We start from the raw sequence: 20,109 nt of genomic DNA on the forward strand, positions 1-20,109 counted from the left end.
AATTTATTAGATTAAATAATACAGGACAGTTTCTTGTATTAAATTATTTTATACAGGTATAGGGTATATGATTGATTTAGACTTGTGGGTTATTCGGCCAAAGAAATTTTCGCTTAGGGTGTTGAATGTAGCAGTGCTGACCAGTTTGCTGTTGCCATTTCAGGCAAGCCTAGCAGCAGACGTGACCGATTCTGATGATGAAGTTGATTCGATTCAATTGCCGGGCATTACAGTGTGGGGAAGCAATAGAACAGAGCAAACAACCGCTTATATTCCCAGTAAAACAACGATTGCTTCAAAACTCCCGGTAGAACTTAAAGATATTCCGCAATCTGTATCTGTCGTAACTCGGCAGCGGATTGAAGACCAGAATTTAACCTCATTGGAAGATGCATTGCGTACCGTTACAGGCGTTACTGTTATTCCAAATGATTCCTCCCAGAGTCAGTATAGAGCACGGGGGTATAGCCTGAATGCTGCGATTGATGGTATTCCTGTGGTAAGTGGTTTAAGTGGTGCCGAGCAATTTGATTTGGCTGTATACGATCGGGTAGAAGTGTTACGCGGCGCAGCAGGCTTACTGAGCGGGAGTGGTGATCCCGGTGGAACAGTGAATGTGGTGACCAAAAAACCGCTAAGTAAATTTGCTGTAAGTGGCGCAGTGAGTGGTGGTAGCTGGGATAATTATCGTGGGGAAATTGATATTACCGGTCCTTTAAATGCGGATAAAAGTTTGAGAGGACGTTTTGTGGGTGTAGCTCAGGATAAGGATTTCTTTTATGACAAGACACATCAGCGTAAATTTGTTGGGTATGGTGTACTGGAATATGATCTGACCGATCAAACCACATTATCCCTGACCCATTCGGCACAAAAGAATGATACCGATGCCTCTTATTATGGTTTACCTGCCAATAAAGTGACGGGTGCATTATTAGACATTGACCGTTCTGTCAACCCAACACCGGACTGGGCAAATAGTGGTAGTACAACCAATGAGTCGGTATTTGCGATTGAACATCGACTGGCAAATGGCTGGACAGCGACAGCCAAAGCGCGTTATCTAAAACGAGAATTTGACTATATTGATACCTATGCTTGGAGTGGTGTTGATCCCGAAACATGGACACTAGAATATGCACGAGCTTGGGACGAAAATTATCAATATAAGCGTAAAGCCCTTGATTTTTATGTGGGTGGTCCATTCCAGTTATTTGATCGAGAGCACAATTTTTTAATTGGCTATAATTATGATTATTATACAGTAGATAATACCTGGGGATCGACAACAGACCGGTATCCTAATGTAAGCTTGTTTAATCCTGAAGCCATTGCCAAGCCATCGATTCCTCATACCAGCGGTGCAGCGGATAAAACCGTACAAAGTGGGCTTTATACACAAGCACGTTTGAAAGTGATTGATCCAGTGACGCTGGTATTAGGGGGACGTGTTAGTGATTATAAAACCAGTAGTCGGGGTATTGCACCGTCTGCTCTTACAGATTGGGAAACAGGAACAAAAGAAACAGGCGAATTTACGCCATATGCAGGCATTGTTTATGAAATTAACCCAAAAATTTCTGTGTATGGGAGTTATTCCGATATCTTTATTCCACAAAGTGTCAAAACATTTTCTGGTGAAACCCTAAAACCTCGGGTTGGAGAGCAATTTGAGATTGGTGTAAAAGGTGCATTTTTTGAGGATAAATTAAATGCTTCGATTGCAGCGTTTAAACTTAATGATGTCAATCGCTCATTCCGTGATCCTGATCGTCCAAATGAAACGGTCTATATCGCTGCTGGGGAAGTGGAAAGCAAAGGTATAGAAGCCGAAATTAGTGGCAGTCCTTTACCCAACTGGAATTTGACCGCAGGCTATACATACTTTACTAACAAGTTTTTAACTCATGCGAGTTTGGAAGGAAAACCAATTAGTACCGCAGAACCGGAAAACAGCTTTAAACTCTGGAGCCATTATGGCATTACGGATGGAACACTGGCTGGCTTAAAACTGGGTGTGGGTGTCAATGCGGTGAGTGATTATGCAGGCAGTCGTGGCACACAACTGGATCGTAAACAAGGTGGCTACACCTTGATAGGTGCAGCAGCCAGTTACCCAGTTAATAAAAATTTGACTATTGCTTTGAATGCCGAGAATCTGACCGATAAAAAATATTATGCCAGTACTGGGGGTACCAATACCTATAATATTTATGGTTCGCCACGTAATTTCACCCTGTCATTACGCTTTAAATATTAATTGTCTATATAGGCTGTTCCACGTGGAACAGCCTATATCCTTGATGGTGTTTGATCTTGTCGCTGTGAAAATGAAAAGAGTATATTTATGAAAATGCCAGTAACTGCTTGGCAAATAATTGGTCCGTACTGGTCTTCGGAAGAAAAGTGGAGTGCGCGAGGATTACTGGCGCTGGTGGTTATACTTGATATCATCACAATTTATGCTGTTGTCAGGCTTACTTACTGGAATCGTGATTTCTTTGATGCACTCGCTGTTTATGATCGCAGCGCGATTATGCCTTTGATGTTAACCTTGTTAATTTTAGTCAGCATCAGTCTTTTTGCCAGCGTTTCCAGTATCTACTTAAAACAATTATTGGAAATACGCTGGCGGGCATGGACCACAAATGTCTTTGTTCATCAGTGGTTGGCAGATCATCATTATTACCATATTGAGCAAAAACGATCGACAGATAATCCGGATCAACGTATTTCAGAAGATCTCAGTTGGCTTGCCAATAAAAGCTTGGATTTATTTACTGGCTTGATCAAAAACGTAGTGAACTTGATTTCTTATGGCATTGTGGTCTGGAGTATTTCAGATGCATGGCAGTTTAATATTGGCGGACATGAAGTTTCGATTCCTGGCATCTTACTTTGGCTTGGAATTATCTATGCAATTCTGGGTTCAATTGTAATGGAAAAAATTGGTCGACCAATCGTGGGGCTAGGATATTTACAACAAAAATTTGAAGCAGATTTTCGTTATTTATTGATGCGAATTCGTGAAAATGCGGAACAAATTGCATTATATAAAGGGGAGAAAACAGAAAATCGTCGCTTAAAGGATTCTTTTGCATCAGTCAAAAAGAACTGGCGTGGTTTGATGACCTATACCAAACGAATTGAATTTACCGAAAAATTGTACATAGAGGTGGGTGCATATCTGCCTTATTTTTTGGTGATTCCTCAGTACTTTGCCAAAAAGATTAGTATTGGTGAAGTGATGCAGGTTGGACTTGCGTTTAACCGTTTAAGGCAAGCTTTGTCATGGTTTATTTTTAATTTTAAAGAACTGGCCGAATTAAGAGCGGTGTTACGTCGTTTGCAAGAATTTGATTATGCCTTAAATCAGCCTGTTTCACAAAATATTGAAATGACCCAGAGTCATGATCAAAGTTTGAAAACAGCAAGTCTAACTCTGAGTAAACCGGATGGACAAAAGCTATCGAATATTCCTGATACACAGATTCAATCGGGTGAGCGTTGGTTAATTCAGGGGCCTTCTGGTGTCGGAAAAAGTACGTTCTTGCGGGCTTTGGCGGGCATTTGGGAATATGGTCAGGGGAAAATTAGTCTGCCTGTCGGCGGGACAATGTTATTTTTACCGCAAAAAAGTTATTTGCCTTATGGCACTTTAAAAGCAGCCTTAAGCTATCCAGAAACAGATACACAATTTTCAGATCAAGATTGTGAAACAATTCTGAATCAGGTAAATCTATCACATTTGACTGCCCAGTTAAATCAGACGGATTACTGGGAAAAACGTTTATCGGGTGGCGAGCAACAACGTCTGGCATTTGCTCGGGTATTATTGCATCGACCAGATTATTTATTTTTGGATGAGGCAACATCAGCACTAGATATAGATAATGAAAAAAATCTTTATCAATTATTAATGGCATTATTGCCCAATACTACCGTAATCAGTATTGCACATCATCAGAACTTACAAGATTTTCACCAAAATACTTTGAAAATAAATAGGGCTTCTGAATATGAAAATAGGGAAAATGCATCAGATATTAAATATTGAATTTAATGGTGATAAAATCTTATTTAATTTTAAATAAGTTGAGTCTATATATACAAGGACTTAGTATATATTATGCCCATCTCAACTTATTTAAGAATATCATTTTTCACTAAAATACTAATAATCTTATGTTTTTGCAATTTTGGTTGCCTATGCCCCCCTTGCGATGCAGTGCCTCTCACCCACTCGCCGAGTTACCAAAGGCGGTGATGCGAGCAATATTTGTGTAAAATTAACAATTTTAGATTATTTGTTGATCAATTGATAATAAATTAAAGTTGAGATTGACGTATATATTTATATTTTATTATGGTTCATTATTTTATCAATAAATAGAAAAAATGTTCTTAATTACATATCGTTATGTATGATAGAACGTAAGACTATCCAGTACAGGAACTCTACTAGATAGTTAAAGAAGCTTGTCGAAAACACATAGAACGAAACCACCACTATAACCATAGCTTGGTTGAAGACAACTGGTTGATGATTATTTTTGTGTTTGCTTGGTTTCTGCCTTTGGTTTATCTTTGTTTTTATTGTCTTTATTTGAGCTTTGTTTGTGGTCAGTATGCGCGGCATGTTCGTGTTGGCCGGCATGCGTATCATGGCTATGTGCTTTTTTATCTTCATGTGCATAGGCTGTCGTTAGACCTGCCAATGCGATGCTGGTGGTTAAAATTGCTTTGTAAATCATGATGGGTTTCCTTATGGCGATAAATCAAAAAATGATATAACTAAAAATATGAAATTAAGCACTCTATAATAATTCAAACTAATGTTCTGAATTTCAGATTTTTGTTATTTTTATTTTAACATACTTATATTTTTTAAAAATATAAGTATGTTAAAGAGGTATATTTAAAAATTATATGGATACGATTTTTTTGAATAAATCTATCTTGTAGTTTGATTGTATTTTTTGAGGTGGGAAGGAAATTAATTAAAGCAATTTTAGTGGGGAAAGCAAAAGATATTAAATCAATTAAGTATATAAGAGTAGTCGGTAAAAATTTATATCACAGATGATGATGTTGATTAAGTAATTGGCCTGATTAAAATGACTTTTTAACTTCTATTATAACAAAATAGAATAGAGCATTTTATCTCCTTGAATGATTGCGCAGTCACAACTAAGATCTTGAAAAATAGACTTCTACAACCACTAATGTAATAATAATTATAGAGCGTACTTTATTTTATCGAAGTGCAATGCGATAGGCTGATTTGGAAGATTCAATGGCAACTGTTAAACGAACCCGAAAAGTGAAACAAGCGTCTGAGGTTGAGCATGATGTGGCAATCAAGCAGTCTAGCCCAGCTGTACAGTGTGTACACTGTGCCGATCAGCAAATTGTGGATGATGCAGGTAAAATCGTGATCCAACCCCATAAAAAAGCGATTTTGAATCGTCTGAGCCGTATTGCGGGGCAAGTCAACGGTGTTTCTCGTATGGTGGAAAAAGATCGCTATTGTATTGATATTTTAACCCAAATTTCTGCGGTTCGTTCTGCACTTGATGCCGTATCCACCCAATTATTGGCAGATCATACTAACGGCTGTGTGCGTAAAGCGGTATTAGAAGATGGTGGGGAAGACGCCATAACAGAATTATTAAATATCATTAAAAAAATGCGTTGATAAAATGCATGCCTCATTTGCTCAAAGATTCGGTATAAAAAAGAATATTTTGCTGGAATTTAGAAATTTGGACTTTAGTCCTAAAGGTTAAACGATCTCTAGATTTCCAGCATTGAAAAACAAGTATTTTTTGATGAATCATTATGATTCAAGATGTACCAATCAAACGCTCCTGAGCCTAGTTTTTTACTTTTCTTCCAAGTTGAAATTCCGGCTATGCGTTTTTACAGCCATTTAAAAATAATTGTACCGCAGCTTGAACGTGTTGCTGTAACTGCTCGGGGTTAGGGAGATGGCTATCATCACGTAAAAAATAGTAATGTCCCAGTACACTGAGCTGGATAAACTGTATGGTCGCAAGCTGAATATTTTCAATGGTGTAATCAGGTAAATCGTTTAACCGTTTGAGAAAATTTTCAACAGGTGCACGGGATTGCTGCATTAAAGGATTAATCACCTGACTCAGTCCTTCAATACGATTCATTTCGGCAATGACAATTCGTGCCAGCCCAATATTGTGTGCATCAAGCCATCTACCGGCAATAAATACGCCCAAAGCCAATAGATTCTTCGGATTGATCTCTTTATCACTCAGTGTGTGTTCCAGATCCTGAATATATTGCTGCACATAAGATTCTAGCACCGCCAAAAAAAGCCCTTGTTTATTCTGATATTGTCGATAAATGGTGAGTTTTGACACCTGGGCACTTTTTGCAATGCCTTCAATACTCGCCCCCTGAAACCCAAATGCTAAAAAATGCTCCGTGGCGATATGCAGTAAATTTTCATGCAGCACTTCGGAATCCTGACGATTGGGCCTGCCTGAAACTGTTTTTTTACGGTTTGATGAAGCTTTGAGGGCGTTTTGAAGACTGTTCATTTTCTCAATTCGGTGAATAAAAATAAGATCTTAGCTGGATTAGCCGCATTTTATATCTCAATCAAGAATAACAATATCGTGATTAATTATTTTTTATTTTAATGCCAATCCCTTAATTTAAGCAATAAGTAAACGATACCGTTCACTTAATTTTAAAGTGAAGTGAACCCAAATAGAAATAAAATGAAGGCATACACATGACAGATTCCAAACGACAAATCAAGCTGGGGGCTTTTTTACAAAGTGTTGGCCACCATCTGGCAGCATGGCGACATCCGGATGTTGATCCCAAAAATGCAACCCGTCTGGAACACTTAAAGCATCTGGCGCAAATTGCCGAACGGGGCAAATTTGATGCGATTTTTTTTGCTGATGGTCTGGGTTGGCCGCAAATAGATCCTCAATTACTGGCCAAAGGCGCACCGACTTATTTTTGGGAGCCACTTACAGTTTTATCTGCGATTGCACAAGTGACAGAGAATATTGGGCTGATTAGCACGATTTCGACCAGTTATTTACCACCTTTTCATCTGGCTCGGTTATTTGCTTCTCTAGATCATTTAAGTGGCGGACGGGCGGGCTGGAATCTGGTGACATCCGGTACCGATTTTGAAGCCAAAAATTTTGATTTGGAGACTCAGACTGCGCATCTGGAGCGTTATCAAAAAGCTCGGGAATATGTCGATGTGGTGAAGGGTTTATGGGATAGCTTGGATGATGATGCATATTTGTTTGATCAGGATTCCGGCAATTTTTTTGACCCGGAAAAATTGCATTATTTAAATCATCGCGGTCAATATTTTTCGGTTGCAGGTCCCTTACAATCGGCACGGCCAGTACAAGGCTATCCGGTGATTGTACAGGCAGGTTCTTCGGAAGATGGTAAAAATCTTGCTGCACAAACTGCTGAAATTGTCTTTACAGCACAGCAGACATTTGAAGGTGCAAAAGCATTTTATCAGGATATTAAACAGCGTGTTGCCAAAGCGGGACGTGACCCTGATGCGGTCAAGGTCATGCCGGGCATCATGCCTGTGATTGCCGAAACCAGAGAACTGGCACAGCAAAAGTTTGATTATTTACAGTCCTTAATTGATCCGGAAATTGGTATTTCACTGTTGTCGGCATTTATTGGCAATATCGATTTAAGCCAATACTCAATTGATGATCCGGTACCGGATTTTCCTATCACAGAAGGCTGGCAAAGTCGGCAACAATTAATTCTTGAGGTGGCAAAACGTGAAAACTTAACCATTCGTCAGTTATATCAGAAAGTGGCAGGGGCACGAGGGCATCGTATCTTGATTGGTACAGCAGAAGATATTGCCGATGAACTGCAATATTTGTTTGAGCAGGGTGCGGCAGACGGCTTTAATATTTTGCCACCGACTTTTCCGCAGGATTTAACGATTTTTGTTGATCAGGTTGTACCGATCTTGCAACAACGCGGCTTATATCGAACGGAATATGAAGGACACACCTTGCGTGAACATTTGGGCTTGGCACGTCCACGGAGTCGATATCATGCGTCCGCATAATGCGCCTAGGCAGGTGGATGTTGATAGCCACCAGAAACGGGATCAACCCAATACAGACATCACTGCTCAAGATTATCTGTTTGGGCGTAAGGCAACGGTTTGGGTCTTTGCCCTGTTATGTCTGTTGATGGTATTTGATTTTGCCGATCGTATGATTATTGCCAGTCTACTACCTTATATCCAGCGTGATTGGGCGATTAATGATGCGCAGGCGGGTTTTTTAAGTTCCATTTTAACCATCGGCATGGTGCTGTTTGCTTTTCCTGTGTCGATTGTCATTGATCGTTGGCGGCGCATTAAGACGGCCAGTTTAATGGGAATTTTCTGGGGGATTGCTTCGGCTGCAGGTGCTATTACACAAAGCTTTTCACAACTTGCAGCCACCCGATTGTTGGTAGGTGCAGGTGAAGCAGCGTATGCACCGGCATCGTATGCGTGGATTAGTGCAGCTTTTCCGCATCGGCGTTTGCAATTGGCATTGGGATTGTTTTCAGCCAGTCAACCGATTGGTATGGCGATCGGTATTGCATTAGGTGGCTTGATTGCACAGCATTTTGGCTGGCGTTATGCGCTGGGTGTGATGGCGATTCCTGGTATTGTGATTGCTTTATTGCTATATAAAGGGCGGGATTATCGTACGATTTTGCCTATACCTTTGCCTGCACAGGTTTTTGCTGGAAAGGCTTTGGATTCAGCATCGTCAGCAATGGTGCAGCAATTGACCCATCGGCAAGTGATTCGGCAAAACTGGCACTCTATTCGCCAAACCCCTTCTTTATTATTGACCTATCTTGCTGCTGCAATGGCAACCCTGCAATGGGTGCCGATTGTTTTTTTTCTGCCCAGTTATTTACATCGTGTTCATCAAATTGAATTGGCAACTGCCTCATTGCTGACCAGTTCCATTTTACTGATCGGCATCGTGACTTTGCCATTGGGTGGCTGGGTGATGGATCGCCTGACACAAAAATATCCCAGCTCAAAATTATATATTGCCGCAGCTGGTTATGCGCTGGCTACGCTCTTGTATGTGTTGGCATTTAGCTTGGTGAGTGGTTTATGGCTGCAATTTGCTTTGATTATTGTGGCGGGCGCCTTGCTGACTTTTTTGTAGTTCGGCACCGCTTAGTCTAACGCAGGAATTGGTCAGTCCATCGGCACGCGCATTATCGGGGACCACATCGGTGATGACCATTCATTTATTGGGTTCGATTCCCGGTCCTTTTATTGCTGGATTATTGTCGGATCGTTTCGGTTTAACGGTGGCTTTAACCGTTTTACCGCTGGTGAGTGGTGTGTTGGCAACCGTGCTGATTTTATTTGCCTTGCGTTATTACCGCAAAGATTTTGCCCGGGTAGAACGCTACCCACTGGAGGCGGCATGAATAGATTAATTTTGCTGTTTAATACAGGTCTTATCACAATTTTCATTCGTTGGGACAATGCGTCAGCACGATGTTGACGCTCATTTTGATTTAAATCGCTGTTCTAAAGTGGCACGTCGCGGAAGAAGCATAGCTTTCTTTCTCAGGTGACCTGTGTCTTTAAAAATTATTGTTGAGATTAAACATTTAAATTGAGGTTAGCATCATGAAACATTTTATGCGGGGAAAATACCTGAACATCGTACAACAGCGTCGGGTATTTACATTGACCAGTTTGGCCATTGCGCTAAGTACAGCATCGGCATGGTCTTGGGCACAGGATACGATAGAGGAGGGGCAGTCGTCATCGGGCTCTCAGCTTCAAACGACTGCGGTAGATGAGGTCATTCAACTTGAAACGGTGGTGGTGACAGCTCGCCGCCGTGCAGAAGCAGAGCAAAATGTCCCGGCACCCATTACCGTGATTAAAGGTAAACAACTGGAAGAAGCCAAGATTTATCAGGTGCAGGATTTACAGCAACAGTTGCCGAATTTTACCTCACAGTTTATTCATGCACGTCAATCCAGTGTGGCTGTGCGTGGGATTGGTAACAATACGGCCAATGAAGGGCTAGAAGGCAGTGTCGGGATTTATCTGGACAATGTTTATCTGGGGCGTCCCGGACAGGCAGTATTCGATTTGCTTGATATTGAGCAGGTGGATTTATTGCGTGGACCACAGGGCACATTATTTGGGAAAAATACCACAGCTGGGGTACTCAATATTACTTCCAAACAACCTGTATTTTATCAGGAGGGCAATGTTGAAATTTCGGCAGGTGAACGCGGTTACAAACAGCTGAAGGGTACATGGAATCAGCCGCTTTCCGATGCAGTAGCAGTACGTTTGTCTGGCTATGGCACACATGATGATGGCTGGTTGGAAAATACCTATAATGGTAAGGACCTCAATGAAATTGATCGTTATGGGCTAAGAGGGCAATTGCTGTTCCAACCCAGTGATGAATTGAGCCTGCGGGTGATTGCCGAGCATAATCGGGAAGATTCCAGTACCGGCTCTTTGGTGCCCTATAGCTTTGCACCTTGGAATCCGACAGGCAGTCCTGCAAGTTATTTACCTGTAGGGGTAACGGGTTCAAATGCTACTACCTTTGCCGATCGTGCGACTTGGTTGGGTGCAAAAAATATCGCCCGCAATCCATATGATTATAAAGTGGATTTTGATGCCGAGCAGCAGGCAAAAATTGACCAAAGTGCTGTATCTGCAGAGCTGAATTGGCAGTTAAACGGCTATAAACTGACCTCAATTACGGCATGGCGTGACTGGAATTTTAGTCCTAAAAACGATCTAGACTTTAGCCGACTGGCTGGTATTACCGGTGGTTTTAAGGTCGAACAGGATCAGTTTTCACAGGAAATTCGTCTGGCGTCACCAACAGGCGGTGCAGTTGATTATGTGGTGGGTGCTTATTATTTCTATCAAAATATTGACAGTCGTAATACCTATCAAACCGGCGGCAGTGCATTGGCATTGACCACAGCCTATCCAAATAATGCTGAATTGGAAGGTTTAGGAAAAGCCAAAACGCATAGTTATGCTGCCTTTGGTCAATCGACTTGGCATGTCAATGATCAATTTGATTTAACTACAGGGCTACGTTATACCTCGGAGAAAAAAACCGGAGAGGTCAACCAATCCGAAATTAATCCGGCAGTTCATGCAGTGATAAGTCCTTTATTTCAAAGCTATCATTCGGGTGAGTTATCCCATCGTGATAACAGTATTGCTGGGTTAGTCACAGCCAGTTATCAGTTTAATCCCAATATACTGGGATTTGCGACCTATTCGACCGGGGAAAAATCCGGTGGTTTTAATATCAATAGCGTAGCGACACCGGCTGCAATTTTGGGTAATGATTCACTCAAGATCGAACCTGAAAAAGCGCAGAATTTTGAATTAGGCTTAAAAACTTCGTGGTTGGACAATCGTATTTATGCCAATATCAATGCCTTTATCACCAAACTTAAGGATTATCAGGCGGTCACCAATACTGCAATTGGCAATCAATATATTGGCTTGCTCACCAATGTTGGCGACCTGACCAGTAAAGGTATTGAGGTTGATTTCAAAGCACAGGCGACACGCAATTTAAGTTTGAATTTTAACGCAGCCTATACCGATGCCACCTTTGATAATGGTACGGCACCAACACCATTTGAAGTCTTTAATGGTCCGGGTGGCACCAATGACAGTGGTTATGGCAAAGGTTATCGGGATATTAAAGGCAATCGGGTCAATGGCGCACCACGCTGGACTGCCAATGTGACGCTACAGCACCAGCATGATGTGTTGGCCAATAGCAAACATTATAGCCTGATCAACTATGGCTGGCGTTCCGAGACCTATGCTGATGTCAATAATTCCGAATATTCCAAAATCCCGAGTTATGGTGTATTGAATTTAACCACGGGTTTACGTATTCCACATGGCGATAATGAAATTGATTTGTCTCTATGGGCGAAAAATGCGCTAGATAAACATTATTTTCTAGGATTGGTTAATTCTGGCAATGGCATGTATGCTGGGTCTGCGGCACAACCAAGAACCATTGGTGCCAGCCTGCGGTATAATTTTTAAGAACTCAAGGACTGTCAGGCAAATAGGATATCCAGTTTGCCTGACAGGATCGGTATGCGTAGATTTTCCCTGAATTAAACCCCATTAAATTTTATATATATTAGGGTCTGTTGACATTTGATAAATGGATTGCGTTGTAGGCTAAAATTTCTTCAGATGAGGAGTGTACTCCGCAAGACAAAGCGAAGGCAATGGCTATTCCCTTGTCGAGCTTTGTAACGACGTATGGGGGAATTTTAGCCACAACCCTTTGGGACAGGGTTGTTTTTGACACTACTGCGTTATGAATAGTTCATTTAGAATAACTAAATTTCACTATTCATGCCTTGTATTGCCTAAAAAACAACCACTGTCGCAATCATAGACGAAATGTCAACAGACCCTACATAGAATGCCGATCAATTTTGTATTTCCAACAATAATTCCACTTTATCATCTCGCCAAATCTCAATATCAAACTCAATCACCTGATCCTGCGATTTTGAAATACGTTCGATTTTTACTGCCGATTGATGCGCTGGAATCAGCAAGTGATTTTTTTCTTCATTGGCAATATGAGAATATTTAATCGAAATCTGACTTGACGAATAATGAATCGCAAAATCATTTTCTACAATATGGACAATCGACTGACTTAAATCATATTGCAGTAGATTTGCAAACTGCTGATAGGGAAGGTAATTATATTCCAGCAGTACCGGAATATCATGAATAAACCTTAATCGCACAATTTCAATAAATTGCAGATTTTCCTGATCTAGGCCAAAAATATCAAGCAATTGTGTGGTTGCCGGAATAATTGTGCTAGATAATATTTGTGTTGTGGGTGCAAAGCCTTGTTGGGTCGTATAATCGCTAAACCCCAGTGTTGATTTCAGATCATATTTAATTTTGTGTCGGTTAATCAGCCAACCAATATTTTTATTTTTAAAAATTTTTCCTTCTGTGCGTAAATTTTCCAGTGCTTTGCGTAAGGTTTCTCTTGAACATTGATATTTTTCGGATAGATTGCGTTCAGAAGGCAATAATTGATGATCGCTGTAGTGCTGTAAATCATTTTCAAGTTGTTTTTGAACGTCTAAATAGCGCATGTCTGGACTTCTAGGATTTTGGAAAATTTAAATCAATTGCATAAGGATAGTAAAGAAAAAGTCGAGTCAACGCTAGCGTTTTAACAGGCGCATGACGAAAGACCTTTGCAATAATTACTTTTATAGGATGATCTCAATTTATTATTTTTTATCAATATTTTTAGTTGGTTAGAATGGTGGAATAATATGATTAAAGCTGTAATATACATCGTGTTATATAAAAAACGGATATATAAATCTTAAAATTTTATTGGTATGTACCAATGAAATCTTATAGTTTTTCTGCATTGTTTTTAAGGGTTGTTGTGATGTCCTCGATTAAAGTTGCACTTGAATATTTTCATCCATGGCCAAATTCTGCCGGATTTTATTATGCGCGCGAACAAGGTTTGTTTGCGCAATATGGTCTGGATGTGGAATTTATTGTGACTGATCCGGCCAGAGGCGATGCACTGGAATATCTCCATCAACAGGCCGTGGATTTCGCGATTTTTCCAACCAACCGTTTATTTGTGCGCCGTGAACAGGGGCAAGCTTTATTGGGGATTGCGGCGATTAATCATACCGGACTGGAATCGATCCAAAGCTTGCGTGAATTTAATATTCATCGGCCTAAAGATCTCGAAGATAAACGACTGGCACTCAATCCGACACCGCGTGGACTGGCCATGATCAAACATCTGGTAGAACAGGATGGCGGCGATTTTGATAAGGTGATCTTGGTCGATGCCGGTAGTCGGGAATATACCCCGACAGATTTAAAAGCAGGTTATGCACATGCAAGTTTTGGTGGTTACTGGGTCTGGGAAGCATTAATGGACAGTCCGATTGATCCTGACGAGCGGATTGTCTGGCCGGTTAGCCAAATCGGTGCGCCGAATTATCATAGTTATCTTTTGGGTATTAATGAGGCGCAGTCACGGTTATCTGATCAGCAAATTCGTCATTTTATTGCGGCGCTGCAACAAGGCTATCAGGCATTGCAATCTCAGCCGGAACAGGCACTTGCGATTTATGAACAGGTGATTCCTTATTTCCCACGGGCATTGATTCAAAAATCTTTAAATGCAGTCGCCACAACCTGGTTTTCTTCCGAACAATGGGGCATACAAAATTCCGATTTTCATCAGGAATATGCAGCATGGTTGCAGCAATATGGCATTTTAAATGATGCACACATCTGGCAGCAGGCGACCAGTAACCGATTTATTACCGAGGTGGCCAATGCCTGAACTAAACGATCATTGTGGTCATGGCATGGGCACCGATCTAGAAGCAAAAGACTGGATCAATATCAATGCCGAAGATTTAAAGCGTATTCAACCTTATTATCCTGTATTACAAGGGGAAATGGACATCATCTGGCATAGTCCCAGACCATTTTCATCAGCCAGTATTATCCGCAGCGCACAGGGCGAATTTTTGCTTAAACGCAGTCACCACTCCTTTCGTAGCGTTGCAGACTTACAGCAGGAACATCATTTTATTGCACATCTGGCACGTAAAGGTGTCGCTGTGCCGCATATTTTTAGCAATGCTCAAGGGCGGACGGCAACAGCGCTGGATGACTGGGTTTATGAACTGTATGAGAAAGTACCGGGTGAGGATATTTATGCCGATCAGCAGTCATGGAAATCGTTTTTTGTTGCGCAACATGCGTTGCATGCAGGTAAAGCATTGGCACATCTGCATGTGGCTGCTGCAGATTTTTTGCCGGATCAATCCAGAATCACACAATATTTGATTTCCAATCAGAAAATTATCGAAAGTTCATCGATTTTACAGGCTTTTGCAGATCGCATTCGGCAGAGTCCTGCCTTATCTAAATACTTTGCACAGTATCCGGTATCCGATGATTTTCTGGCTTTACTGCTTCGCTTACAGCAACCGTTATTGGCACAATTTCCCAAGTTTAAAAAAATCTGGACGCACAACGACCTACATGCTTCCAATCTGTTGTGGCGTAATGGTTCAGATCAGGCAGAAGTTGCCGCGGTGATTGATTTTGGTTTGGCTGATCTGGCCTCGATTCCTTATGATTTTGCTGTAGCGATTGAGCGTAACTTTATCGACTGGCTGGCCCTAGATCAAGGCAATGATCTGCATATCGATTTTGAAGGTTTGTGTGCATTTATACGTGGCTATGTACGAATTGGAGAGAATCTGGAGCAATTGGATTTTGTGTCGGATATTTTGCCGTTGGTACATATCGATTTTGCCTTGTATGAGCTGGAATATTTTGTCGAAATTACCCGCAATGAAACGCATGCCAAGGCGGCTTATGCTTATTTGATTGAGCATACCTATTGGTTTGTCAGTGCACAGGGACAAGATTTTCTTGCACAGCTACAACGTATCATCCACGCACGAGGTGAGCATGTATAACCGTAAAAATATTTTAATTGAATGTGATGAATTACAGCGTATTAGCACAGAACATTTTTTCATTCTTGATGCCACGGTTTTGCTGGAGAAGCCTGCTTTTGATGGCGATTATCGTGTGCAAAGTGGATTGGCATGCTGGCAGAAAAAACATATTCCGCATTCGCTGCATATTGATATGTATCATGATTTTAGCAATCCTGATGTGAGCTATAGCTTTGCTGTACCAGAGCCGCAAGTTGCCCAGCATTTTTTAAGGCAGCTTGGCTTATCTCAGGATTCGGATATCGTAGTTTATGATGCCAAGGACGGGATCTGGGCCTCACGTTTATGGTGGGTATTGTCATCGTTGGGCATTAAAAGCCGGATTTTAAACGGTGGATTGACTGCATGGGAAAATGCTGGTTATCCGGTTCAGCAGCAAATCCATGCGCCAACGTCGATACAGTCTGGTGATATCACTGTGACTGCGCTGGATGGATACTGGTGTGATCTGCAAGAGGTCAAACAGCGTTCACACAAACAGTCTTCTGGGTTGGTGTGTGCTTTAGGACCTGAGCAATTTACGGGGCAAGGCATTACACGCTATGCCCGTCGAGGTGCCATTCCAAATAGCATTAATGTTCCGGCACGGCTTTTTATCGGGGCAGACAATCAATTTATTTCCGATCATGAGATTAAAAATACCCTACAACAGTTGTCATGGCATGAAGATTTAGATGTTTTGTATTGTGGCGGGGGAATTTCGGCATGTGTGCTTGCAGTTGCCATACGTCTGATTTCTGATCAACCTTTATCCATTTATGATGGCTCGCTGCAAGAGTGGGCACAAATCTCCGATCTTCCACTTGTTACAGGTACGCCCTAATGCAGATTCAAAATTTTAAACCGCATCGACTCAGCCAGACCCTTCAAGCTGTGATGTCGTCTTCACTATTGATGATGACGAGCTCTCATCTTTATGCAGTAGAAGTTGATGCTGCTGCGGTCAAACAGCTGGAAACCATTCATGTCTACGCTACCGATGACCAGCAAAATTATGGCAGTAAACGGGTGGAGATAGCAGGTTTTGGTAGCAAGGATATCACTAAAGTGCCTGCATCAATTACAGCAGTGACTTCTGATTTGATTGCCGACCAGCAGGCCAAAGTTTTGACCGAGGTGATTAAGAATGATGCCTCAGTCGGCGATGGCTATGCTGCGGTAGGTTATTACCCCAATATTGTGTCGCGTGGTTTTGCTCTGGACTTGGCCTCTAGTTATTTGCTTAATGGTCAGGCAATTCGTGGTGAGCAAAATATTGCGCTGGAAAATAAGGAACGGGTTGAGATTCTCAAGGGTGTATCGGCAATTCAAAGTGGGATGTCGACCCCGGGCGGTGTGGTCAATTATGTGACCAAACGTCCCAAGGATATTCGTGCCATCAACATCAATGCCGATAGCAATGCCGGTATATCATTGGCATTGGATTTGGGCGGCTTTGTCGGTCAGGAACAGCAACTGGGTTATCGTATAAATGCGGCTGTGGAAGATATTCAATCCTATGTTGAGCACACCAATGGCAAGCGATATTTTGGTTCGCTGGCATTGGACTGGAATATTAATGAGCAATCGCAACTTCAATTTGATCTGGAATCACAATATCAGCGACAACGCTCTGCTCCCGGCTACCAATTACTAGATGGCAAGGTACCTGCAATCAATGATCTGGTTTGGGATCGGCTTTTAGGTTATCAAAGCTGGAGCAGACCTGTTAGCACGCATGCCTTAAACAGTAGTCTAAAATATCAGTATGCTTTTAATGCAGACTGGACAGCCAGTGTCTCTGCTTCACATAGTAAAGTGGTGATTGATGATTACACGGCTTTCCCGTGGGGCTGTTATAGTGATGTTTGTCAATATACCGGTTTGGGTAATAGCTTCGATCAAAAAGGCTATTATGATATTTATGACTATCGTAATCCGGATGACACACGGGAAACCAATCAGTTTAAAGTGGCTTTAAATGGGAGCTTTAATACAGGATCTGTGCTGCATCATCTAATGCTGGATCTAACCCAGACCGATAAACAACGTAAGCGCTATGACGGTGTCAACGAACTGATTGGTACGGGCAATATTTATCAGGATACGGTTGATTATGCGCCGGTATCGGCATCAAATGGTGAGTTCTATCAATCCTTAAAGAGTAAACAGATTGCACTTACTGTACTGGATCGACTGGAATTCAATCCGCAATGGTCAGTCTTGCTCGGCGGGAAATGGCTGCATCTGGATGAAAAAGCCTACGATGTCGGGCATATTGAAACACGCCATACCGACCTCGATAAATTCTTGCCGCAGGCTGCACTGATGTATAGCCCATGGCAGGACACCAACGTCTATGTGTCCTATGTCAAAGGTTTGACCGATGGCGGTACAGCACCGTGGTATGCTTCAAATGAAGATCAGATTCTGGCGCCTGTCAATTCAACCCAGTATGAGATCGGGATTAAACAACAGATTCGTAACTATCTACTGACGGCGGCATTATTTGATATTCGTCAGGACAATCAATATACCCGACCTGAAGCGGATGGTTCATTGACCTTTATTGCCGAAGGTAAACAGCATAATCCGGGTGTGGAACTGGCTCTAAATGGCGAGCTTACAGATCGCTTAAAACTCAATTCCAGTCTGGCCTATATTCGTTCCAGACTAGTTGATATCGATACCGCACAATACAAAGACCATCAAACCCAGAATGTTCCCAAAGTTAAATTTGCCACACATTTGTCTTATGATGTGCCACAACTGGAAGGCTTGCGGCTATTGGGTGGTGTGCAATATAGCAGCAGTAAATTTGCCAATAAAGAAGCCACTGCAAAAGTGGGTGGATATAGTGTATTTGATCTCGGCGCTGCCTATAATTTTCAGCCATATGGTTATGACACAACACTACGCATCAATATCGAAAATGTCTTGAATAAAAAATACTGGCGTGATGTCGGTGGCTTTATGGGCGATGATTATATGTTTCTCGGCAGCCCCCGTACGGCAAAATTTTCTTTGGCCTTTAATTTCTAAGGGGTAGAGAAATACACCATGACAAAGTTAGAGATCAGCGCCTTTATTTTGAATGTGCTTGGCGTATGGCTGACATCAATGCAATATCGTATTTGCTGGATCATCAATATTGTTGCGGTTGCGCTCTATGTCATGATTTTTTATCAGGTCAAACTCTATGCCGATGCCATGCTGCAAGGGATATTTGTTCTGTTGCAGTGTTATGGTTGGTATAGCTGGTCAACCCAAAAAATGTCCAGTCAATATAGTGTATCCAGTATTGGCAAAACCACATTGTTAAGCAGTTTGCTTCTGGGCTTATTCACGGGTCTTTTACTCGGATTTTTATTCCATCGCTATACAGATGCTGCATTACCATGGCTGGATTCTTTGCTGGCCGCCTTTAGTCTGGTGGCGAGTTTCTGGGTCGCCAAAAAGTACATAGAAAGCTGGGCCTTATGGTGTGTACTTGATGTGATGTATGTTTGCATGTATCTGAGTAAATCCTTATATCTCACCTCCTTCTTATACTTTATTTTTATCTTATTGGCGCTCAATGGCTGGCGTATGTGGCGCTATAAGATGCAAAAGGCTGCATATGGTCCAGTGACATGATGCAGTTAAATTAGGATCCAATGGAAAGATACAATGCAATATACTCAACTGATTTCACATATGTTCGGTACGCGGTTTAAATCCTGTTTTATGCTTCTGTTGACAGGCACATTGTGTATCTCTGCGCATGCCGATCTTTCCATGCAGGGAACCACCATTTGTGCTGCCAAGGCCTATGAGATGAGCCTGAAATATCAGCAACAATCTGCCGAGATACAGGCGCTACAATTGCAGGCTTACCAGATTGCAACACTGCGCTTGCAGCATATTCTGGACCGATCTCCCAAGGTGAAAAATCTGGCAATTGTCATCGATTTAGATGAAACCGTACTGGATAACAGTGATTTTCTGGTCAGCAATATTCAGCATTGTATTGACTATACCGAGTGGACCACATGGAGTGAGTGGGAGAAAAATGGTCAGCCGAAATTGATTGCGGGCAGTCTGGATTTTCTCAACTTTGCATCACAGCATCAGGTGGCTATTTTTTATGTGTCTGATCGTTCCGAGCAATATCGTGCAGCTACGCTTAATAGCTTAAAACGCCTAGGCTTACCCCAAGCTAGCAATGATCATGTTTTACTCTATGGTAAAAGCAAGGAACAACGTCGACAATCGATTGCCCAAAACCATCAAATTGTCTTATTGATTGGCGACACCTTACATGATTTTTCACAGGATTTTAATCAGCAACAGTCCAAAAGAGAAAGACAAGCAATGATTGAAAAAAATCAGTCCCGCTTTGGACAGGATTGGATTATGTTGCCAAATACCAGTTATGGGGCATGGAGTAAGGATGCTTTTACCGAGATGGATAGACCTGAAAATTAAACCCAG

General features: G+C 41.7%; 16 protein-coding genes. 13 read left to right on the plus strand and 3 right to left on the minus strand.

Annotation, left to right across the window (positions count from 1 at the left end; all coding sequences use genetic code 11):
* Positions 1-67 precede the first annotated feature (67 nt).
* Both CRO21_RS12710 and CRO21_RS12715 read left to right on the plus strand, forming a co-directional pair.
* Positions 68-2,260: a TonB-dependent siderophore receptor gene (locus CRO21_RS12710; protein ID WP_097079693.1), complete on the plus strand. Its 2,193-nt coding sequence runs from the start codon at positions 68-70 to the stop codon at positions 2,258-2,260.
* Positions 2,261-2,347: 87 nt separating this feature from the next.
* Complete coding sequence (locus CRO21_RS12715; protein ID WP_097079694.1) at positions 2,348-4,057, plus strand: ABC transporter ATP-binding protein/permease; 1,710 nt, start codon at positions 2,348-2,350, stop codon at positions 4,055-4,057.
* Positions 4,058-4,547: 490 nt separating this feature from the next.
* Here the strand turns inward: CRO21_RS12715 and CRO21_RS12720 are convergent, their stop codons facing one another.
* Positions 4,548-4,754, minus strand: a complete 207-nt coding sequence (locus CRO21_RS12720) for a hypothetical protein (protein WP_097079695.1) — start codon at positions 4,752-4,754, stop codon at positions 4,548-4,550.
* Positions 4,755-5,296: 542 nt separating this feature from the next.
* Between CRO21_RS12720 and CRO21_RS12725 the strand changes: the two genes are divergently transcribed.
* Entirely contained in the window at positions 5,297-5,698 is a 402-nt protein-coding gene (locus CRO21_RS12725) for a metal-sensitive transcriptional regulator (RefSeq protein ID WP_097079696.1), read from the plus strand.
* 214 nt (positions 5,699-5,912) lie between these two features.
* Here the strand turns inward: CRO21_RS12725 and CRO21_RS12730 are convergent, their stop codons facing one another.
* Positions 5,913-6,578, minus strand: coding sequence for a TetR/AcrR family transcriptional regulator (locus CRO21_RS12730; RefSeq protein WP_097079697.1), 666 nt, complete (start codon positions 6,576-6,578; stop codon positions 5,913-5,915).
* Positions 6,579-6,775: 197 nt separating this feature from the next.
* On the opposite strand from CRO21_RS12730, the gene CRO21_RS12735 reads away from it, so the two are divergent.
* The 4 genes from CRO21_RS12735 (at position 6,776) to CRO21_RS12745 (ending at position 12,139) form a co-directional block, all read left to right on the plus strand.
* On the plus strand, positions 6,776-8,116 hold the full coding sequence (locus CRO21_RS12735) for an LLM class flavin-dependent oxidoreductase (RefSeq protein WP_097079698.1): 1,341 nt from the start codon (positions 6,776-6,778) through the stop codon (positions 8,114-8,116).
* Complete coding sequence (locus CRO21_RS12740) at positions 8,103-9,230, plus strand: MFS transporter (protein WP_213064425.1); 1,128 nt, start codon at positions 8,103-8,105, stop codon at positions 9,228-9,230. The genes CRO21_RS12735 and CRO21_RS12740 overlap by 14 nt, the downstream gene beginning before the upstream one ends.
* A 73-nt stretch (positions 9,231-9,303) precedes the next feature.
* Positions 9,304-9,501, plus strand: coding sequence for a hypothetical protein (locus CRO21_RS17625; protein WP_213064426.1), 198 nt, complete (start codon positions 9,304-9,306; stop codon positions 9,499-9,501).
* Between the two features lie 205 nt (positions 9,502-9,706).
* Entirely contained in the window at positions 9,707-12,139 is a 2,433-nt protein-coding gene (locus CRO21_RS12745; RefSeq protein WP_228150446.1) for a TonB-dependent receptor, read from the plus strand.
* 398 nt (positions 12,140-12,537) lie between these two features.
* Here the strand turns inward: CRO21_RS12745 and CRO21_RS12750 are convergent, their stop codons facing one another.
* Positions 12,538-13,230: a GntR family transcriptional regulator gene (locus CRO21_RS12750; protein ID WP_097079699.1), complete on the minus strand. Its 693-nt coding sequence runs from the start codon at positions 13,228-13,230 to the stop codon at positions 12,538-12,540.
* Positions 13,231-13,538: 308 nt separating this feature from the next.
* Between CRO21_RS12750 and CRO21_RS12755 the strand changes: the two genes are divergently transcribed.
* The 6 genes from CRO21_RS12755 to CRO21_RS12780 are packed head-to-tail and all read left to right on the plus strand — an operon-like array spanning position 13,539 to position 20,103.
* Positions 13,539-14,462 carry an ABC transporter substrate-binding protein gene (locus CRO21_RS12755; protein WP_097079805.1) on the plus strand — a complete coding sequence of 308 codons (924 nt, stop codon included), beginning with the start codon at positions 13,539-13,541 and terminating at the stop codon, positions 14,460-14,462.
* Complete coding sequence (locus CRO21_RS12760) at positions 14,455-15,615, plus strand: phosphotransferase enzyme family protein (protein ID WP_097079700.1); 1,161 nt, start codon at positions 14,455-14,457, stop codon at positions 15,613-15,615. The genes CRO21_RS12755 and CRO21_RS12760 overlap by 8 nt, the downstream gene beginning before the upstream one ends.
* Complete coding sequence (locus CRO21_RS12765) at positions 15,608-16,480, plus strand: sulfurtransferase (RefSeq protein ID WP_097079701.1); 873 nt, start codon at positions 15,608-15,610, stop codon at positions 16,478-16,480. The genes CRO21_RS12760 and CRO21_RS12765 overlap by 8 nt, the downstream gene beginning before the upstream one ends.
* Positions 16,480-18,678 carry a TonB-dependent siderophore receptor gene (locus CRO21_RS12770; RefSeq protein ID WP_097079702.1) on the plus strand — a complete coding sequence of 733 codons (2,199 nt, stop codon included), beginning with the start codon at positions 16,480-16,482 and terminating at the stop codon, positions 18,676-18,678. The genes CRO21_RS12765 and CRO21_RS12770 overlap by 1 nt, the downstream gene beginning before the upstream one ends.
* Before the next feature lie 18 nt (positions 18,679-18,696).
* Positions 18,697-19,272 (plus strand): nicotinamide riboside transporter PnuC, encoded by a 576-nt coding sequence (pnuC, locus tag CRO21_RS12775; RefSeq protein ID WP_097079703.1) that lies wholly within the window; start codon positions 18,697-18,699, stop codon positions 19,270-19,272.
* Positions 19,273-19,305: 33 nt separating this feature from the next.
* A complete protein-coding gene (locus CRO21_RS12780) occupies positions 19,306-20,103 on the plus strand; it encodes a 5'-nucleotidase, lipoprotein e(P4) family (RefSeq protein WP_097079704.1) in 798 nt (265 codons plus the stop codon).
* The last annotated feature ends 6 nt before the right edge of the window (positions 20,104-20,109 follow it).

Origin of the sequence: Acinetobacter puyangensis (assembly GCF_900096995.1) — a bacterium.
Lineage (GTDB): Bacteria > Pseudomonadota > Gammaproteobacteria > Pseudomonadales > Moraxellaceae > Acinetobacter > Acinetobacter puyangensis.